Source organism: Jeotgalibacillus sp. R-1-5s-1 (assembly GCF_004405105.1).
Lineage (GTDB): Bacteria > Bacillota > Bacilli > Bacillales > Jeotgalibacillaceae > Jeotgalibacillus.
Genome location: NZ_SORW01000044.1, coordinates 135,722 through 160,978 on the forward strand (window position 1 = coordinate 135,722; position 25,257 = coordinate 160,978).

Below are 25,257 nucleotides of genomic sequence, written 5' to 3' on the forward strand. Positions count from 1 at the left end.
ACATTACCGTTTCGCGTAGTTGACCGTAAATATTTCGACATGAAATTCAAATTTTTATACAAATTCGTCATCCTTCAATATATACCCTTCTTTTTGTAGTATAAAAGTATGTGTTTTAAAAAATTTTTAATATTTATCGTGATGTCTTGGCTCAATGGATATTTAAAGGGTGATTAAATGTCGAGGGGGGTGGAATTGATGTGGGTGTAACTTTAGACGGAGAGATTACGGAGATGACGCTTAGAAAGATTCCTTCATTCGTTGAAGTTATTCGGTCTTTTTGAAAAATGTATTCGCTCGTTTCAGGTTTTAATTCCTTCTTTCTGGGATTTGATTCCTTCGTTAGCACTGTGGCCTGCCTTTTTTCCTTCATTTAAATTCTGGATTCCTTCATTACCCAGACCGCATTCCTTCACTCCAGTCAATAATTCCATCATTTCATCCGCAACCACTGTTTGACGCGGAACAGGACTGTTAATTCGCAGTTAGTCACGTCCCGCGGCAAGCCGGATCCTCACTAACACCATACAAAAAACCCCTTCCACAAAAGGGAAGGGGTTCGAAGTCATCGATATTACTTCTCTACGTCAAAGCGGTCTGCATCCATGATCTTCACCCATGCAGCAACAAAGTCTTTTACGAACTTTTCTTTGTTGTCGTCTTGTGCGTAGACTTCAGCAAGGGCGCGAAGAATTGAGTTAGAACCGAATACAAGATCGAAGCGGGTTGCCGTGCGAACAACTTCTCCTGTCTTGCGATCGCGGCCTTCATACTGGTTAAAGCCGTTTGGCTTCCACTCAACACCCATGTCAAGCAGATTGACGAAGAAGTCATTTGTCAGTGTACCGACGCGGTCTGTAAAGACACCGTGCTTTGTATCGCCATGGTTGTTTCCAAGAACGCGAAGTCCGCCGACAAGTACTGTCAGTTCAGGTGCAGTCAGGCCTAGAAGGTGTGCTTTATCAACAAGCATTTCTTCAGGGCTTAGGCTGTATTCCTTCTTCTGATAGTTGCGGAATCCGTCAGATACCGGCTCAAGAACGTCAAAGCTGTCAACGTCTGTTTGCTCCTGCGTTGCATCGCCACGGCCAGGTGTAAATGGAACCGTTACGTCCACACCTGCATCTTTCGCAGCTTTTTCAACAGCAGCTGTTCCGCCAAGTACGATCAGATCAGCAAGGCTGACTTTCTTTTCAAGCTCACCCTGGATCTTTTCGTAAACAGCAAGCACTTTTTGAAGCTGTTCAGGCTCGTTTGCTTCCCAGTCTTTTTGTGGAGCAAGACGGATGCGGGCACCATTTGCACCGCCACGCATATCTGTTCCGCGGTATGTGCTTGCAGAAGCCCATGCCGTTTTCACAAGCTCGCTTACTGTTAAACCTGAATCAAGGATTTTCGCCTTTAAGTCAGCAATCTCAGCATCAGAAAGTGTGTAATCCACTTTCGGTACCGGATCCATCCATACTAATTCTTCCTCAGGTACTTCTGGTCCGAGGTAGCGGTCTTTTGGTCCCATATCACGGTGAAGAAGCTTGAACCATGCGCGTGCAAATGCATCAGCAAATTCATCCGGATTCTGGTGGAAGCGGCGTGAAATCTTTTCGTACTCAGGGTCCATACGAAGTGCCATATCAGCAGTTGTCATCATCGTTGGTACCTTTACAGATGGATCTTCTGCGTCAGGTGCCATGTGCTCTTCTGTTTGACCAACAGCTTTCCATTGGTAAGCGCCTGAAGGACTCTTTGTCAGCTCCCACTCGTAACCGAATAACAGGTCATAGTAGCCGTTATCCCATTTCGTCGGGTTAGCAGTCCATGCACCTTCGATACCACTTGAGATCGTATCGCGGCCTTTTCCGCTCTTATACGTGCTCTTCCAGCCAAAGCCCTGGTCTTCAATTTCTGCTGCTTCAGGCAGTGCACCAACGTGCTCATCCGCATCGCCTGCACCGTGTGATTTACCAAATGTGTGTCCACCGGCAGTCAGTGCTACGGTTTCTTCATCATTCATTCCCATGCGGGCAAATGTTTCGCGGATGTCACGTGCACTTGCTAGTGGATCCGGCTTTCCGTTAGGACCTTCCGGGTTAACGTAAATCAGACCCATCTGAACAGCCGCTAATGGATGTTCAAGCTCGCGGTCTCCTGAGTAACGGTTATCATCAAGCCACTCTTTTTCATTACCCCAATATACATCTTCTTCCGGATGCCAAACGTCTGCACGTCCTGCTCCAAAACCGAATGTTTTTAATCCCATCGATTCAAGTGCCACGTTACCCGTTAATACAAGTAAGTCAGCCCATGAAATTTTATTTCCGTATTTTTGTTTAATTGGCCATAGCAGACGGCGTGCTTTATCAAGGTTTGCGTTATCCGGCCAGCTATTCAGTGGAGCGAAACGCTGCTGTCCAGTGCTGCTTCCTCCGCGCCCGTCACCTGTACGGTAAGTACCGGCTGCGTGCCATGACATACGTATAAATAATGGACCGTAATGACCATAATCGGCTGGCCACCAGTCCTGGCTATCTGTCATTAAATCATGAAGATCTTTCTTTAATGCATCATAATCAAGCTTTTTGAATTCCTCCGCATAATTGAAATCTTCTCCCATAGGGTTAGATTTCTTATCATGCTGACGAAGAATGCTCAGGTCTAACTGGTTTGGCCACCAGTCTTTGTTCGTTGTACCAACCTTTTGCGTTGTGATTGCACTGTCCTCAGAAGACTGTCCAGTGATTGGGCAAGTGCCGCCATTGTTTTCGTGATCCATGTTTTATTCTCCCTTCTAAAGTAAAAATATTAATGGATCCTTGATCTGACTGCATTTTGCAGCAAGAGAAAGGATTATAATCGTTCTCAGATTATAATTATAATAAACTAGCTTTCGAATTGAAAGAAAAATGCATCACTTAAAATGATTATTATTTAAGATGGAAAATAATCTGTGACACACAATTTAAGAATAATAGAATAGAGGACTTAAAACAAATTTTAAGCGACCCGAATTTGCTGGTGATGTTATCCAGATGACGTATCGAATTAGGGAATCATTTCCCGTCACGGCTATTACGCGATATACTTTCTGTGAAAGATACATAGCAGGAGGCAGGCAAATGAGCAGTACACACAATCGTTTGTTACAACAGCCGGTTCATAAAGTTTTCTATCAATATTTTTTCCCGTCACTGCTCGGCATGATGCTCATGTCTGTCAATATTCTCATTGACGGCATTTTTGTTGGTAATGGGGTAGGGGAGATTGGTCTTGCCGGGGTGAATCTGGCGATGCCTGTTTTCTCATTGATTTTTTCTATTTCTCTTTGGATCGGAATTGGCGGTGGGACCGTCTACTCCATCAATATGGGAGAAGGAAATGTTGAAAAGGCAAGAGGGGTCTTTTCTCAGGCGCTTGCCAGTACGATTTTGATTTTGACTGCGATTGGCCTCATTGGTTATTTCAATGTTGAAACCATTGCAGGCCTCCTTGGTGCCAATGCAGAAACACTTGCACCAACGGTAGATTATTTAAGCGTGTTATTCAGCTTGGGCTGGTTAATTGCCCTCCAGCAGCTGATCAGTATTTTCGTGCGAAATGATGGGGGACCCACCTTATCAATGGTAGCGCTTGGTGTAACAGCACTTGTTAATATTGCATTGAATTACTATATGATTTTCGTTCTGGGGCTTGGCGTGTTTGGGGCTGCCCTTGCGACAGTGCTCGCAAGTGTTATTGGATTGCTTGTCTTACTCATCCATTTCTTTCGTAAGGGTTCCAATCTCAGAAAATTTTCGTTTAAATGGTCCTGGGGTGCACTCGGTCTGATTTTTGCGATTGGGTTTCCGAGTTTTTTAGCAGAAGCAGGCGTGCTTGTTTTTGTAACAGGTTATAATCTTGCCATCGTGGATTTACTTGGGAATGCGGGCGTGGCTGCATTTTCAGTCGTAAACTATTTACATGGATTTATGTTCCTTGCGTTTTTTGGTATTGAATCCGCTCTGCAGCCGATGATCAGCTTCTATCACGGAGCGAAACAAAAACTCCGGATTATTGACAGTGTGAAACTTGGTGAAAAGGCTGCGTTTATTCTTGGAGCACTGCTTCTGACGATCGGCCTTATTGCGGCACCGTTACTCGTTTCGCTGTTTGGTCTTCAGTCAGAGGAGGTTCGTGACCTTGCTGAAACGGGTGTGCGATTATTTTTTATCGGATATATGTTCCTCGGATTCAATTTTGTTTATATGACTTATTTCCAGTCGATCGGAAAAATCAGGACATCCACGCTGATTATTGTGTTGCGCAGTTATGTATTTCTGCCGATTCTCCTGTTTGTTCTGCCAATGTTTTTCGGCGCAACAGGCATCTGGCTATCCGTGCCGATTGCTGAAATGCTGGTGACCGTGCTGATTTTGATGTTTGCAAGGCGGGATGTTGTAGGACAGGGTTGAGTAATTGTTTGCCGCGGAGTTGAGTGTAGGTTGAATGGGTGTGTTTCGCGGGGAAATAGGCGAGCGTTGGCGTGATGTTATTACTGTGGCTAGTGAAGGAATCTGCATGGTGATATGAAGGGAAAAAGAAGGCAGGCGGGTGTAGTGAAGGAATTAATTTCCGGAACGAGGGAATCCGTTTTTCAAAAGCCTGAATCCATTTCCGGAAAGATGGAATTATTGGATGGAGTGAAGGAATTCTTCAACAGATCCAACTTACGCAACCCGCGCCCGCGAAACCACCCGTCTAAAATGTCGACCACATCCGCGTCCAACCAGCCTTCCACACAAAAAACCGTCACCGCTCAAGTGAGCAGTGACGGTTTTTACATTACATTATTTCACCGCAAGCTCTTTTTCAAGGGCTTCGATGCGCTCTGCAACAACTTCTTCACTTAATTCGTGACGGACGCTGTAGCGGTTGCGTTCGTGCTTCGTACACTCGATCGTGCATCCGCCTAAGTGCTTCGCTTCGTTCTCTTCTGATGCGAGAATCTGCTTGTTGCACTCCGGGTTCGCACAATTAATGTAGCGTTCACAAGGTGTGCCGTCGAAGTGGTCTTTTCCGACTACAACGTGCTCCACCTGGTTAATCGGAACCGTCAGACGCTCGTCAAACACGTACATCTGGCCATCCCATAGCTGACCTTTTACTTCCGGATCCTTACCGTAAGTCGCAATTCCGCCGTGAAGCTGTGCTGCGTCTTCAAAGCCTTCGCGCACAAGCCAGCCGGAGAATTTCTCACAGCGGATTCCGCCTGTGCAATACGTCAGCACGCGTTTGCCTTCAAGCATGTGGCGGTTTTCACGTACCCAGTTTGGCAGGTCGCGGAATGTTTCCACATCCGGGCGAATCGCGCCGCGGAAGTGACCAACATCATATTCATATGTGTTACGCGCATCGAGAACAATTGTATCCTCGCGCTGCATTTCCTCGTAAAATTCCTTTGGTGACAAATAGCGGCCTGTTAATTCATTCGGATTGACATCATCCTCAAGACTTAAGTTAACAAGCTCCGGACGAGGGCGGACATGCATCTTTTTGAACGTGTGTCCTTCAGCCTCATCAATTTTAAAGACGATCCCTTCGAACATAGGGTTGTTTCTCATGGCTTCCATGTAAGCATCTGTCTGCTCAATTGTTCCTGAGCAAGTACCATTGATACCTTCATTTGCAACTAAAATACGGCCTTTAAGTCCAAGCTCTTTACAGAAAGCAAGGTGCTCTTCCGAAAAAGCAGCCGGATCTTCAATCGGCGTGTAGTGATAATACAATAAAACTCGATAATCCACGTTTTTTTCCACCTATCATTTTATTTTGCAGGAATAACCTGATGGGTTTGAACCGTCTATTACTTTACTCCATTTCAGGCTTGTTCGTAAAGAGGAAAACCTGAACTTTCCATGAATTCTTTTCCTGGTTTACAGTCTGAACCGGGATAGAAATGTGATGAATTCCTTTTGGATTGTAAATTGATCCTTCGTAATGGCATAAATGTGAGCCTGTGGAAGCTTGAATGCAGTCGTGTGTACTTCAAGCAGTCTTCCCTCCAGCAGCTCCCGCCGGACAGAGGAAGAAGGGAGGTATGAGACACCAAGCCCTTCCTCGATAAACCTTTTCGTGATGTGGGTTTGAGAGACCTTCATCATTTTCGTGGATGGATAAAACACTTTAACCGTTTGCGCCAGCTCATCCCAGTATCCGGGATGGTTATGCGTGAGGAGATAATGAGAGGACAAAAGTTCCTCTTCCTCTAAAGGATAAGCCGATTCCGCATCGCGTCCGTCATGTGGTGCCACCATGATGACCTGATCTGTAAACAGCAGCTCGCTCTTCAAATCGGACTGATGACTTGGCAGGCAGGACAAGCCGAGATCCACTTCGCCGTTTAAAACAGACGCTTCGATTTCTTCAGATTCAATGATTTTTACTGAGATTTCAAGCTCAGGATGAACCTTTAAAAATTGTTTCAGTACATATGGCATCAGGTGATCAGCGATGAGGGGTGAAATCGCCAGGCTCATTTTCGAAGAATATCCTTGTGTAAAAGACTGAAGCTCCGCCACCCCTGCTTCATAACGATCGAGTAATTCCCTGGCATGTCTGAGATATTTATGCCCAGCCTCTGTTAACTTCACTTTTTTAGCGGAACGGTCAAAAAGCGTCGCACCGAGTTCCTTTTCGAGCAGTTTAATATGAACGGTCACAGTTGGTTGCGAAATATAAAGCTGATCGGCCGTCCGTCTGAAATTGTGATAGTGAGCCGCTGTTACAAATGTGCGTAGCCAGGCTAATTCCATTGATCTCACCTCTGATTAATAAATTTAATTGATATCATTAATTATATTTAATTTTATTAAATATTATGTACCTTTACAATAAAGTTATTAACATAAAAAGGGGATGGGTTTAATGTTTTCTCCAGGTTTAAAAGGTGTAACGGCTGCCCGAACAGCCATCAGTCATATAGATGGCGAGGCAGGACAATTGTTTTACAGAGGTTATGAAATCCGGGAAGTTGCCAGTCAATATTCGTTTGAGGAAATTGCTTATTTAATTTGGCATGGAAGGTTACCTGATGAGAAAGAGCTGAATGATTTAAAGAAAGCCCTTGTTCAGCAACGGACTTTGTCTGAGTCATCAATGAGCGTTTTAACCGCGCTTCCTGACCAAATGGATTTGATGAGCGTAATCAGAACGGTGCTTTCTGCTGAAGGAACTTCTGATTACAAGTGGAAACCAACAATCAGCCAGGCGATCAGACTGACAGCACTCGTGCCAACCATTATTTCAAACCGGATGCGGCTTTTAAATGGAAAGTCTCTGATGGAACCTGACAGCACACTTGATCATGTTGAAAATTACTTATATATGCTCACGGGCAAACATCCTTCAGCAGCAGTAAAAGCAGCGCTTGAAACATATATGATTCTCACGATGGAACATAGCATGAATGCTTCCACTTTTTCAGCGAGAGTGACGGCATCCACGGAATCAGATCTTGTGTCGGCGGTAACGGCTGCTATCGGGACAATGAAGGGGCCGCTTCATGGGGGAGCGCCGTCAGGAGTCATTGATCTTTTAAATGAAATCAGGACTCCGGATCGTGCGGAAACCGTCATCCGTCAAAAGATAACAGCTGGAGAAAAGCTTATGGGATTCGGACACCGCGTTTACAAAACACATGATCCGAGATCCATCGCACTGCGTGATAAGCTGACTGAATCCAATGGCGCGGATGAGTGGCTGGATTTAGCATTGCACACAGAAAAAACGGCGATCGATGTACTGGCAGATCTGAAGCCTGGACGCGCGCTTTATACAAACGTGGAGTTTTATGCCGCTGCCATTATGAAATCCATTGATCTTCCGGCAGAGCTATTCACCCCGACTTTCACTGCCAGCCGCATCGTTGGCTGGACCGCACATGTGCTGGAGCAGGCAGAGGATAATGTGATTTTCAGACCTCAGGCCGAGTATGTTGGCGAGCTGAAGTGATGCCAGTTGGTTGAGGTTCGCGAGGTTTTGGGTGAGGTTCACGGGATTTTGGTCTTGTTTCGTAACATGATGAGTGAGGTTCGCAGAATGATGGGGCAGTTTCGCAGGATTTTGCCGTTTGTTCGCAAAATCATGTCATTTGACCTAATCTATGAACGGCCCTCCATCTTGCAAGTCCATAAATATATTTATGGATAAGATCATTTTTTCTAATTTGTATTATCGATTATTCCGCCTTAAGATAAAGCTGTATTCAATCACAGGGAGGAATTAATCATGACGAAAAAAGTATTAATGGTGTTAACGAACGCATCTGAAATGAAGGATGGACATAAGACAGGTCTTTGGCTTTCTGAATTTGGTGAAGCGTATGTGGAATTTAATCGAGAGGGCTATGACATTACAGTGGCGAGTCCGATAGGCGGTCAGACGCCGGTTGATGCACGCAGCCTTGATGGAGATGTGCCGGAGGAAATTCTTGATACAAAGCGACATCTTGAGGACACGGTAGATTTAAGAACAATTGAAAATTTCAGCGCTTATGATGCGATCTTCCTTCCTGGTGGACACGGTACGATGTTTGATTTGCCGGACAGTGAAGCTTTAGGCCGTGCCCTTCGTGAGTTGTATGAAGCGGATAAAACAGTTGCCGCTGTGTGCCACGGTCCTGCTGGATTAGTCGGCGCGACGCTATCAGATGGTACACCTCTTGTAAAAGGCAAAACGATTGCCACATTTACAGACGAAGAAGAGCGTGCGACAGGGCTGGATATTTATATGCCATTTATGCTTGAAACACGTCTTCGCGAGCTTGGCGCTAACGTTGTGCTAGCCGATAACTTCACGGCAAACGTGCAGGTGGACGGTAAGCTGATCACGGGCCAGAATCCACAATCAACGGTTGGCGTAGCGAAAGCTGTTATTGATTCGTTAAACGGGTAAACAACATGAAAGCCGGTTCTTATTGGAGCCGGCTTTATGTTAAATAGAGGGGGAATTAAGATGATCATTATTCAGGCGGTTTTAACCGTGAAAGAAGGCCATGAAGCAGCACTGCGTGAGGTTGTACAAGATGTGGTAGCCCCTTCACGCCAGGAGTCAGGCTGTATCCTCTATGCACTTCACGAGTCAACAGAAAACGAAGGTACTTTTGTATTTTATGAAAAGTGGGTGGATCAGGAGGCTTTTGAGGCGCATGTGAATTCGGAGCATTATCTCGCCTATCGTGAGAAGAGCGCGGCACATACATTGTCGAGGGTGGTTCACCGATTAAAGGAATTATGAAAAGAGCAGGGTTTCCTGCTCTTTTTGTGTGAATGTTTTGAGTTTGACGCGGAAGAGAGTCGTGCGCTTGGAACATACAGGCCCGGCCGCGTTCACGGAATTCCCTCATAAACTCTGGTTATTCAGGCTTTTGAAATTTCGATTCCTTCTTTCTGGAAAATGATTCGCTCGTTTCAAAAATTAATTCCCTCACAACGTGTTGAAGCACTCATTTTCCCTTCAAAATCCCGTCGGATTCCTTCACAACAACCCGCGGATTCCTTCTTTTCATAAACGGATTCCATCACTCACTTTTCAAAGAACGAACCAGCTGCTGGATCATCGGATCATGCCGGCTCTCGGTGCGATAGGCCAGATAAATGACATTAGTTGCACTGCGCTCAGGCGCAATGACCCTTACCTGTCCGTGTGATACAGCCTCTTCTATAAAATAGGATGGCAGTACACTAATCCCATGGCCTGCTTTAATACCAGACAAAATGGCTTCCATATTTGGCAGGATCAGATCTGGGCGGAACGTGGGCCGCTGACCGAAATGAGTCTGATAATAGCGGCGGATAATGGGCAGCTCAAGACCGAAACTCAGCCAGCTCTGCTGATCCAGCCATTCATTCAGATCACCAACTGGTTCATCTACGGATGCAGGTGCCACAATCACAAAATGTTCTGTTTCAATCGGAATATATTGAACGCCTGATTCCGTACTCCGTTTTGTAGAAATAATAAAGTCCAGTTCCCGTTTGATGAGTCGTTCTGTCAGAGAATCGGACAGCCCGAATGTCGCGATGAATTGTGCAGCCTCCAAAGGTAAATTGGGGATCACGCGCTTTGATACATATTCAACCGGACCGCCAAATTTTAAAAGAGGTCGTTTCAGATCGGCGCCAGCCTGATGCTTCGCCTCTAATGAAATTTCCTCCAAGCGGTCAATCAGCCCAATCACCTGCGTATAAATCTCCTTTCCCTTGTCAGTGGGAATCATTTCCCTTGGCGCACGAATGAAAAGAGATTCCCCAACTTCCGCCTCTAGTGCCGCAATATGCTGACTGATGGCCGGCTGCGTCAAAAAGCGTACGCGGGCTGCTGCGGAAACCGAGCGCTGCTGATAAACATGTATAAAACTCCTGTACCATTCAAAATCAATCATTGTTCCCGTCCTTTACAAAAGAATGTTACATCCAGTGTAAATGCAGGTGTGGTATAAGACAAATAAGATTTGATGTAATAACGGATAAATATATTTATTGATGAGCAGATGAATCTTTTTCGCATTTATTTATGTAAAATAACTGGATACATAAAAAGGAGTGTTTACATGAACATCAGACCCGCACAACCTCAAGACATCCCGCAACTCATTAAAATGAGGTGGGATTTTACGATTGAGCATGATGAGACAGGGAAGGTGAAGGATACTTCCTATCAGGTTTTTGAAAAGGAATGCAGGGCTTTTTTAGAGAGCGCGATTGAAGGTCAGAAGTGGTGGATCTGGGTGGCAGAAGAGGAAGGTAAGGTGCTTTCACACATTTACACGGAGCTGGTTGAGAAGGTGCCGCGTCCTGGCAGGGTGACGTATCCGTTTGTATTTATGACAAACGTTTATACGCTGCCTGACTACAGAGGTAAAGGGATTGGCAGTCAGCTGCTTAAGGCCATTCATGAGTGGGTTAAGGAACATCGATATGAGTTTGTGATTGTCTGGCCGAGTGAAGACAGTGTCGACTATTACGAGCGGAATGACTATAACCGCGCCACGGAGCCGATGGAATATTTCCCGGAGTCATAAATAAAAAAGATCAGGTTTGCGCCTGATCTTTTTTACAGTGAGACCGTGCTCTCTAAAGCCTCATTTTTCACATCGACAATAAGTTCTTTGTAAATATATTCTCTCCCGCCGTGCTTTTGATACCAATCGCGAATGCGCTGGACATGTGCCTCATCCTGCTTAATCCGCGTTTCAATTTCAACATACTGGTCATAATGATCGTATTCCCAAATAGCAAAGATCTCGGTCAGGTTCTCATCCTGTTTTCTCATCCAGCGTCCAACCAGGCGTGAGCCATTTTTAAGCTGATTGGGCAGGTTTGTTTCATTAAAATGCTCGTTGAAATCATCAACAAATTCATTTTTTACGAGATAGTATTTTCTGCGATAGAACATAAGTGACCTCCTTTAACCGCTAAATTATTCAGACATAATCCGAATTAAATCATATTGATAATAACGTCTGTTGCGCTGTCTGTCGTCTCCAAAAACCATAGAAAGCTGCACTAGCTGGCTGATTGATTTTCGGATGGTCGATGGAGCAAGACCAGTAAGCTTTTGCAGTTGCTCAGTTGTGGCGATCGGCTGTGTAAACAGTGCACCCCATACTTTTCGTGTAGAGGGCTGGTCAATCTTTTTTAAGCCTTCTTCATATAGCAACTCTGCCTGATCCAGCTTTTCATATTGATGTTCAGCCATTTTAATCACGGCTTTTAGGAAAAATTCAATCCAGTTTTTCCAATCAGGCTCTTTTGATCCGATTCCTCTCACCCCGTTTAACATGGCGTAATACTTGAATTTTTCTTTTTCAAGTTCTTCGCTCAGAAAGAAGAATGGAGAATCAATTAATTTCGATTGAAGCATATAAAGAACGATTAAGATTCTTCCAAGACGTCCGTTGCCATCAAGGAAGGGATGAATAGACTCGAATTGGGCGTGCAAAATAGCCGTTTTAATTAAAGGATGAAAATCATCATCTTTTTCCTCTGTGTAGGGATGCCCGTTAATAAAGCGTTCAAGATTCGCCATGTATTCGCCCATTAAATGCGGTTCAGGAGGAATATAGGATGCATCTTTTATATGTTTAGTCGGTCCGATAAAATTTTGTATTTTGCGGTATTCACCTGTTGCACCGGCAGATCCTCTGGCGTTATCCATCAGCTTTTTGTGCATATTTCTGATGAGACGCTCTGTAATCGGGTAACCTGTCTGGATCGTTGTCACGCCCAAATGGAGAGCGCGTTGATAATTTCTTACTTCTGTTCTTTCCCAATCAGTAGATTCGTCAATTGTATCCTCAAGCATTTCGCTGAATGTGACCTGTGTGCCTTCTATTCGGGTGGACTGTACGGATTCATGAAGGGTCAGAAGCTGAATGAACGAATCATTTACAAGAGAATATCGCAGCTTTTGCTTCAATCTCTCCAGCTTTGAAGAGGCCTCTACAACCAGTTTATAAAAGCCGAGCTCAGTGGCAGGGTCGAAATGGATTGGCAGTAGAGGAAGCGCATAAGACTTCTTCATATAATCACCTTCCTTTAAAGCAAATATTATGATCATTATGTTCTATATTAGACTAAATAACTCATTAATGCTATTTTTATAAAAATAAATAGCGTAAAAAGCACAAGGATTGTCCCCGAAATAAATAGGGTATAGTAAACGTAACTTTCAGTTTAAATGCTAAGGCGGTTGGTGATCATGGACGAGTTTGAGAGATTAAGAATTGAAAATGAGGCATTAAAAAGTGAAATTGAAGATTACAAAAGGATGGTGAAGGAGCTGTCTGCGCCGATTATTCCATCCATTGTGCCGAATACGATTCTGGTTCCGTTGAATGGCACACTGAATGGGGAGCGTTTTCTGCAGATTCAGCAGAAGGTAGCTGAAAAGATTCATCAGGAGGATACGTCTGCTGTATTGATCGATTTTACAGGAATAGACGAGCTGGATTTTGACAGCAGCGGAGAGTATCAGCTGTTGAGTAATCGGATGAATGATCTGGTAAATGTACTGAAAATGATGGGAGCGGAGACGATCTTTGTCGGTTTTTCTCCGAAACTGGCTCAGTATCTGATTCAGCTGAACCCCACGGCCTTCAAAGAAACGCAGGTTTTTTCTTCATTTAAAGCAGGACTTCAATACTTGTTACAAAAGAAAAATTTAAAGCTTACTTTACAGGGAGAATAAAAGCACAGAGCGGATCTGTGCCTTTATTTATGCCATCCATTGACGAAATAATCGAGTACTTCAAGCTCTTCTTCCTCAGGTGATCTCTCAAGACGCACCTCAAGAGCTCTGACCATTTCCTCACGATTTCCCTCGTACTTCGTAACGAGTTCAGCCAGCGTCCGTAAAAGTGTTGCCTCTTTCTGAAACTCCTCTTTTGTAGCCGGCTTCCAATGAGAGTAAACGTACGTTTCGGCATCGAATTGATCAAGCGTATCCAGAAGCTTCACTGTATTTACAGCATCATAGTACCATTTCGGTGCGTACATTTTCTGTGCCGTGCAGTCCGCCAGAAAGAGAAGCTTTTCTTCTTTTACATACACGACCACACTATCCTCTGCGTGATCACCGCCAACCTGTTTGAGTACACAGGTCATGCCACCTAAATCGAGTGTCAGTTCATCTGCAAAAAGAACATCAGGCAGCACAATACGGATATCCCGCTCTTTTTGAAATTCCTCCTTGATCGCCTTAGCGCAAAATTCAATTTCAACACCTGAAGCGACCCGTTCGTCGATCGCCTGATCATCCCAAGTGAAGTCAACGAGCTCTTCCATCGCTTTTTTCGTATCACGGGAGGAAATGATCGGGGTGGAAAGGGCAGCGAGTCCAAAAATGTGGTCCCAGTGCCAGTGTGTCACAACGGTCAAGGTCGGTTCAGGAAACCCCGCTTCTTTTAAATGTTGTAAAAACAGCTCCGCATGTGCTTCGGAATTTCCCCCATCAATCAAAAGTGTATGACGGTCCCCTCTGACAGCCATTAAAATCGGCCGGTCTGTTTCGCTGACAGGCGTCAGGTAGGCGATTGAATCTGATAAGTGAATAAACTGCTGTGTCATAAGATCATCCTTTCTCTGATTTAGTTTACCTGAGGGAAGGATGTAAAGAAAAGAAAGTCTAATATGCAAATTCATTGACCTATCAATTAAATGTGTTTAAACTATTCGATATTAGAATTTTAATCATTGAAGGGGTATTAGTATAGAAAACATTGACCCCTCAATGAATTAGGTGGAGGCGCATGCGATGGCAAGAGACTGTTCTGAAAAAGCGCAAATCATATATCAGTTGAATGACGTTTATAAATGGATGAGCCCAAAGTTTGAACAATGTACCGGTATCAGTCAGGCAAGGCTTGACCTTTTGCATGTACTGTTCGAAGTTGATGAGATTAACCAGCGTGCATTGCAAAGGGAAGCTGGTATCGATCACTCGGCGATTACGAGACATCTCAAACAGCTCGAATTAAAGGGGATGGTCTCACGCAGAAAAAACCCTGATGACTATCGGGTAACGCTTGTGCGTCTAACAAAAGACGGGCGCGATAGGATTCAGTCATTTAAACAGGAAAAGCATCAATTTGTTGAAAAAGTATTTCAAGACTTTACTGAACAGGACATTCAGCAACTGTCTGTCCAGTTAACAAAGATCCAGCAAAACGTAAAGAATATTACTGTAAAAAAAGGAGTTTTAAACCATGAATAAAACAAAAATTAACGACTACCAGGAAATTATCACAGGACGCCGTTCGATCCGTCATTACGATCCGAACGTCAAAATCAGCAAAGAAGAGATGACAGAGATCTTGAAGGAGGCAACACTGGCTCCATCTTCTGTGAATCTGCAGCCATGGCGATTCGTCGTGATCGATAGTGAGGAAGGGAAGGAAACGTTAAAGCCACTGGCTAAATTTAACCAGTCACAGGTCGAAACGTCTTCTGCTGTCATTGCTGTGTTTGTTGATATGAACAGCCTTGATTATACAGACGACATTTACAATGAAGCAGTTGAAAAAGGATATATGCCTGCTGAGGTGAGAGACAGACAGGTTCCGGCGATCAAGGAAATGCTTGGTGCAGTACCTGAAGAAACGATGCGTGAAATGAACCTGATCGACGCAGGTCTTGTATCAATGCAGCTCATGCTTTCTGCCCGTGCATTCGGATATGATACAAATCCGATTGGCGGTTATGAGAAAGACAAGATTGCAGAAGCATACGGCATGGATAAAGACCGTTACTATCCTGTCATGCTTATTTCGATCGGTAAAGCAGCTGACAAGGGCTATCCATCTGTCCGTCTGCCAATCGAAGAAATTGCCACGTGGAAATAATTTAAAGAAAGCAGGCGGAAACATGATCATCATATTAGCTGATTTAACGATTAACCCCGAAAAGGAACAGGCTTTTCGCGAAGCAGTCAAGCCGCTCGTTGCAGCATCTCAAAAAGAGGAAGGCAATATCTCTTATTCTTTGAAGCAGGACGTTGAAAACCCTGCGCACTTTACCATGGTTGAAATGTGGGAAAGTGTTGAGGCGATTCAACAGCACAATGAAGCCGAACATTTTAAAGCTTTTTCAGCTAAAGCCGCAGAATTTTTGGCAGGCCCTGTTACAGTGAGAAGCTTTGATGCGAATGAAATAAAGTAAAACAAAACAAGCCGGCAACCATTTGTGAGTGGTTGCCGGCTTGTTTTGAATTCTGTCGCAGATGGAGTTCGTTCAATCAACAGTTTCTGGGGTGCTGTCAACAAAATTAGATGTGTGATCGACGGTTATCGGGTGGCTATTAACAATTAAGCAGCTTGCTATCGACAGAAATTGGGCTGCTTAGGACAAAAAGAATGGTGAGATCGCCCACGGCAACATACGCCGCCTTCAATTAGAAAGGTTCTGCAAAAGATCACTGCATGATAGGGTACCGACAATTTGGTGGGCACTAAGAACAAAAAAGAGGTTGCTTACAACGTTAATAAGGCAGCAAGTGACAGAAAAAGTCCGGCTAACGACGTTTCGCATCTAGTTTGAAGGTATATCGACAATAATCGGTGGGCTTACAACAGAAAAGGTTGTGCGGTCGACAAAAAGATTTGCTCTATGGACGACATTAATAAGCTAATAGTCTTAGGTCGTGCTAATTACCTAACTCCTTCTGTACCTCTTCTTCGAACAGCTCAATGATTTGCTGGGGATCGCTCGTCTTGTATTCCTCCTTTAAAATCTGCTCAAGCTCAAGCCACATCAGATTTTTTTCGTATAAATCCCGTTCATAGTCATGATTCAGCTCCTCAAGCGTCAGCCCCAATGCATCTGCAAATGCCTGGTGTTCCGGAAGATCGCTCTTATCGGGTCCCTGTGAAATAAATTCATCCAGCTCCTCATCGGATACTGTCACACCATACTTCTCACTGGCTAAGCGAATCCAGGTTGCCAGTTCATCCTTCTGCTGTTCGGCCAGTTGAATCACCTGATCCTGATTGAGATCTGTTTCATAATACAGAGCTTCCTCTGTGAGCGTGTAAATGATGAATTTCTTCAGAGAGTCATTTGTGTCATAGGTTTTCGCTTCAGCAATGGCTTGATCGTATACATTTTTATAGTCTTCATAAGTAAAGGTCTCTAACATTTGGTGTTGTTCTTCCGGAGTTTTAAAGACGATATCGATTTGTTCGCCGGCAACAGGCTGACAACCTGCAATCGTTAATACCCCGGCAATCATCATCGGCAAGAACCTCATCTTTTTCAACATCATCCCCCCCTTAATTTGTTAAATGTAAATATCTATTCTATTTTAACATTCCGCGAGGATACAGATGCTAAAAAGAGGAAAATATTCCATTTCAATTTATGATTGTAAAAACATGATTTGCTTATGCACCTTTGAAATTAGAAGATCAATCAAGCTGGATTGAATGTGGTAAAGTTGATTGAAAAAGTGTAATCGGAGGGGAAACGTCATGGAAAGCATGCCGGAAAAAAATCTGTTTATGATCTGCAGAGAGGTTAAACGGACTGCGTTCAGCTCAATGCCTGAAAACTTTACTGTAAGGACGATGGAAAAAAAGGATATGGAGGCATGGCTGGCAATGCCTTTTGATGATAAGGCTACGGTGAAAGAATACCGGTCATTTATGGTGGATTATTTCAACCGCGTGTATCTACAGGATGAAGAACAGTTTTATAACAAAACTTTATTTGTTTTTAATGAGCAAAACCAGCCAGTCGCAACCTGTGCGACCTGGAAAGCGTACGGGAAATTCACTGCCATCCACTGGTTTAAGGTAGTCAAAGAACTTGAGGGTCAAGGAATAGGCAGAGCTTTGTTAACAATCATCATGGACAGTTTAAGTGACAGTGATTATCCTGTTTATCTGCACACGCAGCCTGAAAGCTTCCGTGCGATAAAACTGTATTCTGATTTTGGTTTTCAGCTGCTGACAGATAAACGTTTCGGAACGAGAGACAACCATCTCGAAGAATGTCTTCCCTATCTGCAAAAAGCTATGCCTCCACAGGACTTTCATCAGCTGATTTTGACAGAAGCACCGGAGGATTTTATAGAAGAATTGAAAGATGTAGTGACGGAGGAGTTTTGACTTTATGAAATGAAAAGATAAAATCGCGATGATTTTATCTTTTTTTGAAACCGGGATTCGTTCTGTTTTGTCTAAAGGGTAGGAAGGGGGAGATCAATTGGATCTGGGTGAAAAAGAGCGCTGTTTAAAAGCAGCCATGGAGATGCATGGCGATTACTTAAAACGTCTCGTTTATTCTTATGTGAAAGATCTACAAAAAACAGAGGACATTGTTCAGGATGTTTTTGTTAAATTCTATATTCATTTTGATTCGTTTGAAAAGCGTTCCTCAGTTAAAACATTTTTATACCGGATTGCTGTGAATGAGGCTCAAAACTATTTAAGAAGCTGGTCTTACCGCAAGATTGATGTGGTAGAGAAAATTAGAAAATGGACAAAAGGAGATCCTGTTGAGGAATCATACATAAATAAAGAACAAGCAGAATCAGTCGCGTCGCTAATTAATATGCTTCCTGTGAAATACCGTGAAGTGCTCTGGCTTTTCTATTATATTGAGTTATCAATTCAGGATATTGCAGAGGTGTTGGACTGCTCGCCTAACACAGTGAAAACCCGTTTAGTAAGGGGAAGGAAGCTCGCGAAAATATCAATAGAGGAGGGTGAGTATGAGTATTAAACATGAATTGGATCAATCGATTCCGTCTTCTGTGCGGCTTACTGAAGATGAAAGGAGAACAATCCTCCACCGTATTCATCAGCAGCCCTCGCGAAACTTTAACGTAAAACCTTTATTAGCTGGTGCTATGACCATGTTGCTTCTTGTCATTCTGATCCCTGCCTTCCAATCCATTCAGCAAGCAAGTGAATTGAGTATCCAAAAAATCACCGTTCCTGATGTTCAGGACGGGAAATTAATCAATTCCATTTACTTAGATAACATGAATGAATTGGTTTTCTCGGATGGTACTGGCATTGTTGCTTACGATGTGGTGAATGAAGAGAAAAAAATACTGACAAATATGGATCATCAGTCTTATGATTGGGTTATTAACGATCGCTGGCTTGCGTGGACTGATCTCGAATCACAGCTTCATGTATTAAATCGGAGCACAGGCAAGGTGTTTTCGATGCAAGAAGGAGATACTTATCACTCATTAGCAATTAGCCACGATTATTTAATTTATATGGCTCCTGATTCAGAAAGGAAACACATGGCTTACTTCAGAATGGATTTGAATACACACGAAGCGCAAGAATTTCATGAAATGACAGGAAGCAGCCATAGCAAAGTATCTATAGAAAATGAGGTTATTGTCATTGCCGAAGAATTAAAAGGTCATGTGAATGAAACACGTTTTACAGCCCATGACATTAATACGCTGGATTTGATTTTGCTTCACGAGGTACCGCTTGATACAGCTCAAGAAGTACAATTAAATGACGGGAAAATATACGCGAAGTTGTTGGATGATAAAAATCGTCAGGTGTTTGGATATGTTGATATGAATACAAACTCATTCGTAGAAATAGATACGCCTCCTTTTGAGAGCTATGCGATATCTGGCGAGTATTTGCTCCTTACCGTTTGGGATGCTAAACGAGAAACTGACTCAGCTCAATTATTTAAAATAGAAGAAAAAAATGCGATCGCGACTGAAGAACTGGCTGATTTAGAAGAAAGATTAATCAGGCCAAGGTTAACCGTTGGGGGAGATTTTATGTTCAACGGAGAAGGTGCGGACGGATCGGTGTATGTGATGGGAAAATGAGTTGTGGCGATCCTTACGTACCTGATTTTCGAAATAGGATCAATTTATTTTCCTTCTAACCCTTTTTTTCTCGACTTTGAAAAATGTAACCACCTAAGCATATGATCAGAACAGCAAAAACGTTGAGCAATAAATTACCGGTTGTGCCAAACTGGTCTATTGTTAAAGCAAGTAGAAAACAACCAATAAATAAGATGAAAAAACCAAAGGATATTCTCATATAACACCGCCTGGGGAGTAATATGCTTATTTTACCAGTAAAGTCACCAAAACACATCCTCAACCCGAATCTTTAGACACAGCTTTTATTGGGCGTTATCATACACCTAACACTGATTTAAAAACAGAAAGGGTGACGAACATGAAAGTATTGGTGATTGGAGCAAACGGTCAGGTAGGGAAACATCTGGTGGCGAAAATTCAGGATACAAGTGACATCAAGGCAAAGGCGATGATCCGAAAAGAGGAGCAGGTTCCTTATTTTGAGGATCTTGGCGCTGAAACGGTATTAACGGATCTTGAAAAAGCGGACATTGATGAGATTGCAAAAGCAGCTGAAGGAACGGATGCCATCGTTTTTACAGCAGGATCAGGTCCTAAAACAGGTGATGATAAAACGATGCTGATTGATTTGGACGCTGCGGTGAAAACGATTGAAGCGGCTAAAAAAGCAGGCGTAAAGCGTTATATTATGGTCAGCTCGTTTGACACAACGCGTGAGGAAATTCAGTCTGTGCCGTCCTCATTTGCACCATATGTTGTTGCGAAGCATTACGCGGACGTCTGGTTACGTGCAACAGATCTCGATTACACGATTGTTCACCCGGGCGGACTGACAAATGACGCAGCAACCGGTAAAGTACAGGCGGCTGAAAATGTTGGACGCGGTGAAATCCCGCGTGAGGATGTTGCAAGCGTGTTGCTCGCAACGCTGCAAAACGACTCGACGATCGGAAAAGAATTTCAGGTAGTCGGCGGGGAAACCACTGTTGACGATGCTGTGAAAGCTTTATAACTGAACATCCTAACACCCATCCTGAAAGCTAACAGGATGGGTGTTTTTTTGTATGAATGTATAGATGATGATGGTAAAATCAAGAAAATGGGTATGGGGGTTCGGTGGATGAAGAAGCTTTCAGTAGTGATGATCTTAATTGTTTTGCTGTCCTTCAGTGGATGGTTTACGTTTGACTATGTGAGTCAGGCAGGGAGCTTCACCAAAACGAGTCATTCCTCCATGCATGATCCGACTGTTTTTGATCAGGGTAAGGAAATGTATCTGGCGTACGACGTTATATGGGAAGGGATCGGGTCACCTGAATTGAAAGGGATTGAAGTACGGCAAAAAGGTCTGACGATGGAAAAGGAAGCAGCGGATTTCCATGTTGAAGTATTGATCAATCCAAGCATGACAATGGGTTTGCTTGACGCGGATTTGTTTTACGAACTTGGCATGGATCAGTCGTTACTTGAAGTCGACGGCTTTCAGGTGGAAGGTCCTTTTCAAATTATCCTTCGTGTGAAGGGAGCGGATGTGCGGGAGGAATTTGATGTGACAGAACTTGCCGTGACATACGAAAAATTTGGCGTTGACCTGATTGAGTATATTGATATGGATGAGGGCGTGCTGGATCTTGAGTAGATCATGAGGCTGTCCTATTTTGTGAAGTAAACCTGGAAGAGACGTTTTGATGGAATCGGGCTTAGGAGTGAAGGAATAAAGTAATCTAGTGAAGGGATTCGGCTACCTGAATGAAGGGATTATGGTGGCCCTGGACCCTAATGAAGGAATTAATTTTTCAAACGAGGGAATTAAATTTTGAAAAGAAGGGATAAAAATCCAGAAAGAGTGAATAAGTCGCGCAAGTGAAGGAATCCCGACCGCCTCCCCGACCATACCGCCTCCAGGCCAATCACTCAAAAAACAGACCCCCTCAATAGGGAGCCTGCTCTCTCATCCTTATGACTCGTTAATCACTACATCCTTCAGCTGGTAAAGGCCGCTTGGGTTCATCCAGAAGCCTTCCACATCGTCAGCGTGGCCAGCCAGATAAGTCTGGTGCTGCAGGTAAATCATCGGTGCGAGCTCAATCAAACGTTCTTGTGCATCCCGGTATAGTTGAGCCTGCACAGCTTCATCATTCGTTTGTCTGGCTTCTTCAAGGTTGGCATCGATCTCTTCATCGCGCAGCATAAAACGGTTTCCTGCTGAACCAATTTGAGATGAGTGGAATAGTGAATACAGTCCGTTATCTGCGTTCGCATTCTGGTTGGACCATCCGAGAATGAACATGTCGTGATTACCCTGTGCTGTCTGGTCGAGGTAAGCACCCCACTCCAACACTTCAACCTCCACATTTACGCCGATTTGTGAAAGGGCGTCCTGTACGGCAACCGCGATATTTTCGCGCTCCGGGTTGTCATTGGTCCAGATTGTTGTGTCAAAACCATTTTCATAGCCGGCTTCTGCAAGCAATGCCTTTGCCTGCTCCACATCATATTCGAGACCCGGCAGGTCATTAGCAGCGTTTGGTACCGGCGGCGCAAGTGGACCTGTCGCGACCGTTCCGTAACCGTCATAAATGCCGTTGATGATTTCCTCTTTATTGATCGCCATTGAGATCGCCTGTCTTACGCGGACATCGTTAAACGGCTCTTTTTCTAAATTGAATCCGATATAGTTCAATCCAACGCTGTCCTGTGTTGTCAAAGAAGCATTTTCAAGCTGTTCGACACGTGCTGCTTCATTTGGCGCGAGTGGATCAATGATATGGGCATACCCTGTTTCAAGATTGGCGACACGCGTTGAACCTTCAGGCACAATCTGAAATTTCACAGAATCGTAGTCAACCGCACCATCCCAGTAGTCTTCATTTTTTACTAAAATCATTTCCTCACCCGGCGTCCAGCTATCAAATTTTAAGAAGCCGGTTCCGGCAGGGTTATTATTCACATACGTGCCAGGCTGTTCGCCGTTTGCCACCGCTTCATAGTCTGCCTCGATAGACGCCGGACTCACAATTGAGCCGCCAACGTTTGACAGGTTCGCTAAAAGTGGAGCAAATGGGTAGCTCAAGTTAAAGCGAACCGTATAATCATCCACAACCTCGACGCTTTCGACCATTTCAAACTGAACCGCCCGTGGAGAACCGATTTCCTCATCTAAAATACGATCAAAGTTCGCTTTTACAGCCTCCGCGTTAAAAGGGGTTTCGTCATGAAACTCTACACCTTCACGAAGCTTAAATTCCCACGTTACATCATCAATTGTTTCCCAGGATTCTGCAAGAGCCGGCTGAATTTCAGCATTTTCATCCTGGGTCACGAGGCGTTCATACACCTGAATCTGCATATTGGCAGACGGGATATCGTTTGTTAAATGAACATCCATAGACACTGCATCTGATAGTGTGGCAATCACAAGCTCGCCACTACCATCTGAGGATGATCCTTCAGAAGAGGACGATTCACTTCCACCTGCACATGCTGATAAGACAAGAGTTAATAAGATCATTGCTGTAAAAATCCACGCTTTTTTCATGTAGCACTCCTCCTGATCTGAAATTTATTTAGTGTTACGAAAATTCTAATAATTGAAATTATAATCATGGTTTTGCTGTGAAATCAACCTTAAATTGAGAATGATTCTTTTTAACCGTTTAAAGTGAAAGAGTAAGTTGGTGTGATGGTCACTTTTTTTATGTAAGAACAGGAAAATTTAGTTTAGCGAAATAAATAGGCTGTGAAGGTGACTGGTGATGGAATTGATTATTGAAGTGAAGGGATTAAGTCCGGTAATGAAGGGATCCGGACATTGGAATGAAGGGATTATAGGGTCTCGGGGCCTTAGTGAAGGAATAAATTTTTCAAACGATCGAATAAAATTTTCAGAAGAAGGGATAAAAATCTGGAAAGACTGAATCACTTCCACGAGTGAAGGAATTCAACAAACCAGCTACTATTTATCAGCTCATCACCATCGCGCAATTTTCCATACAAAAACGGACCCTTTTTCAGGATCCGTTTTTTATTTAAATTTAGGGGGGACAGGATTAATGGTCGTGCGCTTCGCCTTTTTTCAGTGCGATGACTGCAGTTGGCGGAGTTTCAAATGTTTTTACTACCTCAGCTTCCTGATGAGCAAGGTCAACCAGTGTCAGGTTCATCTCAGCCGGGTCTGTAATATAAAGGTTTCCTTCAATGAGTGACATAGATGGACTTGGTGCGCCGTGTCCATGCCCTTCAGATGGTGCGATTGGTTCAATGGCAGAAATGCTTCCTTCGATTTCTCCGGCTGATAAATGAACGGTATAAACCTTACCATCCTTTCCAAGGACATAAGCATGTTCTTCGTCCATCGCCATGCTGCCAACGTATTCCGTACCTAAGTCAACCGTACTTACGGAACGTTCTTTTAAATCAAGAATGGAGATATGTGTATTTAATTCAGGATTGTCCTCGCTACTGTAATTACCGATGATATAGTCAGCGTTATCTAACCCTTTCAATGATCCAACGCGTGCGTTTTGATCAGGTAAAGGAATTTCAATTGCTTTCTGTTCAGTTACGCTGTAAATCAGCAGCTGTCCCTCGCAGCCGAAGGCAATCGTTTCTGTGTCTCCTGAACCACCCGATGCTTCACCGTGAAGGCCTGGACATCCTGCAAAACGATTCAATTCTTCGCCCGCTGCATTAAATAGTGCTACGCCTTCCGGAAGTGGCTGAGGGTTATCTTCAGGTGTGTAAGACGCTAAAACATGTCCATCCGACAGCGGCACTGCCACACCATGATGGGGTGCAACCTGAATTGTCGTGACCGGTGTCAGTTCGTTTTCAGTTGTAAAGGCAGTCTCACCGAATACTTGAACCTCACCACTGCCATCATAAAAAATAGCAGAATTGCCTCCGTGATTAACGAAATGAGTAGGTTCATCTCCGATTAATTCAAAAGTAGAAAGGGATGGAGCCTCCACGTAATCATGGGCATGATCACCGTGTGCCTCAGACCAGACACCAGAATCTAAAAGCTTTACGCTTCCACTTTCGCGATCACTCACAAAAAGGTGGCGATCGTCCGCTGCGAGACGAATCGCAGATGTTTTTGTATCAAAGGATTCTGTAGCTTCATATCCCTCGCTGTCAATGATCCACACACCATTTTCGTGAGAGACAGCAAGCCGTGCATGACTTGCGGCGTGCTCATGATCGTGGTGCTCGTCTTCCTCATGTTCTTCTTTGTTTGACTCCGTTGCTTCCTCTGCTTGTGAGGCGCTTGTCTCCGGACTTTCTTCCTGCGCAGTGTCACTCGTGTTACAGGCAGCAAGAACGAGTGTGCCCAGGACAGACCACAGCATGATTAAAAAACGATTCATTCGTATTAGCACTCCTTTTATGTAAATAATAACGGTTACGATTTACATCATAAACGCTAGGAAAAGTTTATGCAAGCAGGAATTAAAAGATGAATGGAAATGGCAGGTGGTCAGTGTCGCTTTGGGGTGAGCAGGGAGAATAGACGTATTGAAGTTGAATCAGCGTTTGTAAGAGTGATGGAATCAAGTGCTGAAGTGAAGGTATTAAGACCGTTAGGGAGGGGATCCGGGCACTGTAATGAAGGAATAATGGGAGCCCGAGACCTTAGTGAAGGAATACATTTTTCAAACGACCGAATTAATTTTTTAAAAGAAGAGATAAAAATCTGGAAAGCCTGAATAACTCCCACAAGTGATGGAATTCCGAAAACCAGCTCCAGCCACAATCACCCTCTCAGTTACCCAACTGCATTTAGCGACAAGAACTTTGCAAAACCTAAGGTCTATATCGTACAAGTTTGACCGAAAACTAATACAATACCGTTCAACCTCAGGACTATTCATCCTGAAATTGGGTATTAGTTCATTATGTAATGCGATG

General features: G+C 43.8%; 25 protein-coding genes. 14 read left to right on the forward strand and 11 right to left on the reverse strand.

What is annotated here, in order from left to right; all coding sequences use genetic code 11:
- Positions 1–302: 302 nt before the first annotated feature.
- Both E2491_RS17765 and katG read right to left on the reverse strand, forming a co-directional pair.
- Positions 303–437: a hypothetical protein gene (locus E2491_RS17765; RefSeq protein WP_256369357.1), complete on the reverse strand. Its 135-nt coding sequence runs from the start codon at positions 435–437 to the stop codon at positions 303–305.
- Between the two features lie 137 nt (positions 438–574).
- Positions 575–2,770, reverse strand: a complete 2,196-nt coding sequence (katG, locus tag E2491_RS13445) for a catalase/peroxidase HPI (RefSeq protein ID WP_134376132.1) — start codon at positions 2,768–2,770, stop codon at positions 575–577.
- 343 nt (positions 2,771–3,113) lie between these two features.
- Here katG and E2491_RS13450 point away from each other — a divergent pair, with 343 nt between their 5' ends.
- Positions 3,114–4,445: an MATE family efflux transporter gene (locus E2491_RS13450; RefSeq protein ID WP_134376133.1), complete on the forward strand. Its 1,332-nt coding sequence runs from the start codon at positions 3,114–3,116 to the stop codon at positions 4,443–4,445.
- A gap of 375 nt (positions 4,446–4,820) precedes the next feature.
- Here E2491_RS13450 and trhO read toward each other — a convergent pair whose 3' ends face one another.
- Both trhO and E2491_RS13460 read right to left on the reverse strand, forming a co-directional pair.
- Complete coding sequence (trhO, locus tag E2491_RS13455; RefSeq protein ID WP_134376134.1) at positions 4,821–5,777, reverse strand: oxygen-dependent tRNA uridine(34) hydroxylase TrhO; 957 nt, start codon at positions 5,775–5,777, stop codon at positions 4,821–4,823.
- A 129-nt stretch (positions 5,778–5,906) separates the two neighbouring features.
- The gene (locus tag E2491_RS13460) at positions 5,907–6,785 is read right to left on the reverse strand and encodes a LysR family transcriptional regulator (protein ID WP_134376135.1); all 879 of its coding nucleotides are present in this window, start codon (positions 6,783–6,785) and stop codon (positions 5,907–5,909) included.
- Between the two features lie 112 nt (positions 6,786–6,897).
- Between E2491_RS13460 and E2491_RS13465 the strand changes: the two genes are divergently transcribed.
- From E2491_RS13465 to E2491_RS13475, 3 genes are all read left to right on the forward strand, one after another.
- Positions 6,898–7,983, forward strand: a complete 1,086-nt coding sequence (locus tag E2491_RS13465) for a citrate synthase/methylcitrate synthase (protein WP_134376136.1) — start codon at positions 6,898–6,900, stop codon at positions 7,981–7,983.
- A 276-nt stretch (positions 7,984–8,259) separates the two neighbouring features.
- Positions 8,260–8,925, forward strand: coding sequence for a type 1 glutamine amidotransferase domain-containing protein (locus E2491_RS13470; protein ID WP_134376137.1), 666 nt, complete (start codon positions 8,260–8,262; stop codon positions 8,923–8,925).
- 60 nt (positions 8,926–8,985) lie between these two features.
- Complete coding sequence (locus E2491_RS13475) at positions 8,986–9,267, forward strand: putative quinol monooxygenase (protein ID WP_244093959.1); 282 nt, start codon at positions 8,986–8,988, stop codon at positions 9,265–9,267.
- Positions 9,268–9,550: 283 nt separating this feature from the next.
- Here E2491_RS13475 and E2491_RS13480 read toward each other — a convergent pair whose 3' ends face one another.
- Positions 9,551–10,414: a LysR family transcriptional regulator gene (locus tag E2491_RS13480; protein ID WP_134376138.1), complete on the reverse strand. Its 864-nt coding sequence runs from the start codon at positions 10,412–10,414 to the stop codon at positions 9,551–9,553.
- Between the two features lie 168 nt (positions 10,415–10,582).
- Here E2491_RS13480 and E2491_RS13485 point away from each other — a divergent pair, with 168 nt between their 5' ends.
- Complete coding sequence (locus E2491_RS13485; protein ID WP_134376139.1) at positions 10,583–11,053, forward strand: GNAT family N-acetyltransferase; 471 nt, start codon at positions 10,583–10,585, stop codon at positions 11,051–11,053.
- Between the two features lie 32 nt (positions 11,054–11,085).
- Here the strand turns inward: E2491_RS13485 and E2491_RS13490 are convergent, their stop codons facing one another.
- Together E2491_RS13490 and E2491_RS13495 are read right to left on the reverse strand one after the other, a co-directional pair.
- Positions 11,086–11,427 (reverse strand): NIPSNAP family protein, encoded by a 342-nt coding sequence (locus E2491_RS13490; RefSeq protein WP_134376140.1) that lies wholly within the window; start codon positions 11,425–11,427, stop codon positions 11,086–11,088.
- A gap of 24 nt (positions 11,428–11,451) precedes the next feature.
- Positions 11,452–12,555 (reverse strand): Fic family protein, encoded by a 1,104-nt coding sequence (locus tag E2491_RS13495; protein WP_166805888.1) that lies wholly within the window; start codon positions 12,553–12,555, stop codon positions 11,452–11,454.
- Between the two features lie 177 nt (positions 12,556–12,732).
- Between E2491_RS13495 and E2491_RS13500 the strand changes: the two genes are divergently transcribed.
- Entirely contained in the window at positions 12,733–13,221 is a 489-nt protein-coding gene (locus tag E2491_RS13500) for an STAS domain-containing protein (protein WP_134376142.1), read from the forward strand.
- A gap of 23 nt (positions 13,222–13,244) precedes the next feature.
- On the opposite strand, the gene E2491_RS13505 is transcribed toward E2491_RS13500, so the two are convergent.
- Entirely contained in the window at positions 13,245–14,099 is an 855-nt protein-coding gene (locus E2491_RS13505; protein WP_134376143.1) for an MBL fold metallo-hydrolase, read from the reverse strand.
- A 187-nt stretch (positions 14,100–14,286) separates the two neighbouring features.
- On the opposite strand from E2491_RS13505, the gene E2491_RS13510 reads away from it, so the two are divergent.
- The 3 genes from E2491_RS13510 to E2491_RS13520 are packed head-to-tail and all read left to right on the forward strand — an operon-like array spanning position 14,287 to position 15,689.
- Positions 14,287–14,745 (forward strand): MarR family winged helix-turn-helix transcriptional regulator, encoded by a 459-nt coding sequence (locus E2491_RS13510; protein WP_134376144.1) that lies wholly within the window; start codon positions 14,287–14,289, stop codon positions 14,743–14,745.
- Positions 14,738–15,373 (forward strand): nitroreductase family protein, encoded by a 636-nt coding sequence (locus tag E2491_RS13515; RefSeq protein WP_134376145.1) that lies wholly within the window; start codon positions 14,738–14,740, stop codon positions 15,371–15,373. Before E2491_RS13510 ends, E2491_RS13515 begins: the two co-directional genes overlap by 8 nt.
- 22 nt (positions 15,374–15,395) lie before the next feature.
- The gene (locus E2491_RS13520) at positions 15,396–15,689 is read left to right on the forward strand and encodes a putative quinol monooxygenase (protein WP_134376146.1); all 294 of its coding nucleotides are present in this window, start codon (positions 15,396–15,398) and stop codon (positions 15,687–15,689) included.
- 484 nt (positions 15,690–16,173) lie between these two features.
- On the opposite strand, the gene E2491_RS13525 is transcribed toward E2491_RS13520, so the two are convergent.
- Entirely contained in the window at positions 16,174–16,761 is a 588-nt protein-coding gene (locus E2491_RS13525; RefSeq protein WP_166805889.1) for a hypothetical protein, read from the reverse strand.
- A 235-nt stretch (positions 16,762–16,996) separates the two neighbouring features.
- Here E2491_RS13525 and E2491_RS13530 point away from each other — a divergent pair, with 235 nt between their 5' ends.
- From E2491_RS13530 to E2491_RS13550, 5 genes are all read left to right on the forward strand, one after another.
- Positions 16,997–17,635, forward strand: a complete 639-nt coding sequence (locus E2491_RS13530) for a GNAT family N-acetyltransferase (RefSeq protein WP_134376148.1) — start codon at positions 16,997–16,999, stop codon at positions 17,633–17,635.
- A gap of 97 nt (positions 17,636–17,732) precedes the next feature.
- On the forward strand, positions 17,733–18,251 hold the full coding sequence (locus E2491_RS13535) for a sigma-70 family RNA polymerase sigma factor (RefSeq protein ID WP_134376149.1): 519 nt from the start codon (positions 17,733–17,735) through the stop codon (positions 18,249–18,251).
- A complete protein-coding gene (locus E2491_RS13540; protein ID WP_134376150.1) occupies positions 18,241–19,344 on the forward strand; it encodes a hypothetical protein in 1,104 nt (367 codons plus the stop codon). Before E2491_RS13535 ends, E2491_RS13540 begins: the two co-directional genes overlap by 11 nt.
- A 361-nt stretch (positions 19,345–19,705) precedes the next feature.
- Positions 19,706–20,359, forward strand: a complete 654-nt coding sequence (locus tag E2491_RS13545; protein WP_134376151.1) for an SDR family oxidoreductase — start codon at positions 19,706–19,708, stop codon at positions 20,357–20,359.
- A gap of 108 nt (positions 20,360–20,467) precedes the next feature.
- On the forward strand, positions 20,468–20,986 hold the full coding sequence (locus E2491_RS13550; protein ID WP_134376152.1) for a hypothetical protein: 519 nt from the start codon (positions 20,468–20,470) through the stop codon (positions 20,984–20,986).
- 318 nt (positions 20,987–21,304) lie between these two features.
- On the opposite strand, the gene E2491_RS13555 is transcribed toward E2491_RS13550, so the two are convergent.
- Entirely contained in the window at positions 21,305–22,885 is a 1,581-nt protein-coding gene (locus E2491_RS13555; RefSeq protein ID WP_134376153.1) for a glutathione ABC transporter substrate-binding protein, read from the reverse strand.
- Between the two features lie 511 nt (positions 22,886–23,396).
- Positions 23,397–24,716, reverse strand: coding sequence for a hypothetical protein (locus E2491_RS13560; protein WP_134376154.1), 1,320 nt, complete (start codon positions 24,714–24,716; stop codon positions 23,397–23,399).
- Positions 24,717–25,257: the final 541 nt, after the last annotated feature.

Excerpts from the sequence above, each read along its gene's own strand:
- E2491_RS13520 (WP_134376146.1), top strand. The coding sequence starts at position 15,396 with ATGATCATCATATTAGCTGATTTAACGATTAACCCCGAAAAGGAACAG.
- E2491_RS13495 (WP_166805888.1), bottom strand. The coding sequence starts at position 12,555 with ATGAAGAAGTCTTATGCGCTTCCTCTACTGCCAATCCATTTCGACCCT.
- E2491_RS13530 (WP_134376148.1), top strand. The coding sequence starts at position 16,997 with ATGGAAAGCATGCCGGAAAAAAATCTGTTTATGATCTGCAGAGAGGTT.
- E2491_RS13555 (WP_134376153.1), bottom strand. The coding sequence starts at position 22,885 with ATGAAAAAAGCGTGGATTTTTACAGCAATGATCTTATTAACTCTTGTC.
- E2491_RS13475 (WP_244093959.1), top strand. The coding sequence starts at position 8,986 with ATGATCATTATTCAGGCGGTTTTAACCGTGAAAGAAGGCCATGAAGCA.
- E2491_RS13525 (WP_166805889.1), bottom strand. The coding sequence starts at position 16,761 with ATGATGATTGCCGGGGTATTAACGATTGCAGGTTGTCAGCCTGTTGCC.
- E2491_RS13465 (WP_134376136.1), top strand. The coding sequence starts at position 6,898 with ATGTTTTCTCCAGGTTTAAAAGGTGTAACGGCTGCCCGAACAGCCATC.
- E2491_RS13470 (WP_134376137.1), top strand. The coding sequence starts at position 8,260 with ATGACGAAAAAAGTATTAATGGTGTTAACGAACGCATCTGAAATGAAG.
- katG (WP_134376132.1), bottom strand. The coding sequence starts at position 2,770 with ATGGATCACGAAAACAATGGCGGCACTTGCCCAATCACTGGACAGTCT.
- E2491_RS13560 (WP_134376154.1), bottom strand. The coding sequence starts at position 24,716 with ATGAATCGTTTTTTAATCATGCTGTGGTCTGTCCTGGGCACACTCGTT.
- E2491_RS13450 (WP_134376133.1), top strand. The coding sequence starts at position 3,114 with ATGAGCAGTACACACAATCGTTTGTTACAACAGCCGGTTCATAAAGTT.
- E2491_RS13480 (WP_134376138.1), bottom strand. The coding sequence starts at position 10,414 with ATGATTGATTTTGAATGGTACAGGAGTTTTATACATGTTTATCAGCAG.
- E2491_RS13490 (WP_134376140.1), bottom strand. The coding sequence starts at position 11,427 with ATGTTCTATCGCAGAAAATACTATCTCGTAAAAAATGAATTTGTTGAT.
- E2491_RS13540 (WP_134376150.1), top strand. The coding sequence starts at position 18,241 with ATGAGTATTAAACATGAATTGGATCAATCGATTCCGTCTTCTGTGCGG.
- E2491_RS13500 (WP_134376142.1), top strand. The coding sequence starts at position 12,733 with ATGGACGAGTTTGAGAGATTAAGAATTGAAAATGAGGCATTAAAAAGT.
- E2491_RS17765 (WP_256369357.1), bottom strand. The coding sequence starts at position 437 with ATGATGGAATTATTGACTGGAGTGAAGGAATGCGGTCTGGGTAATGAA.
- E2491_RS13485 (WP_134376139.1), top strand. The coding sequence starts at position 10,583 with ATGAACATCAGACCCGCACAACCTCAAGACATCCCGCAACTCATTAAA.
- E2491_RS13515 (WP_134376145.1), top strand. The coding sequence starts at position 14,738 with ATGAATAAAACAAAAATTAACGACTACCAGGAAATTATCACAGGACGC.
- E2491_RS13510 (WP_134376144.1), top strand. The coding sequence starts at position 14,287 with ATGGCAAGAGACTGTTCTGAAAAAGCGCAAATCATATATCAGTTGAAT.
- E2491_RS13550 (WP_134376152.1), top strand. The coding sequence starts at position 20,468 with ATGAAGAAGCTTTCAGTAGTGATGATCTTAATTGTTTTGCTGTCCTTC.
- E2491_RS13505 (WP_134376143.1), bottom strand. The coding sequence starts at position 14,099 with ATGACACAGCAGTTTATTCACTTATCAGATTCAATCGCCTACCTGACG.
- E2491_RS13460 (WP_134376135.1), bottom strand. The coding sequence starts at position 6,785 with ATGGAATTAGCCTGGCTACGCACATTTGTAACAGCGGCTCACTATCAC.
- E2491_RS13545 (WP_134376151.1), top strand. The coding sequence starts at position 19,706 with ATGAAAGTATTGGTGATTGGAGCAAACGGTCAGGTAGGGAAACATCTG.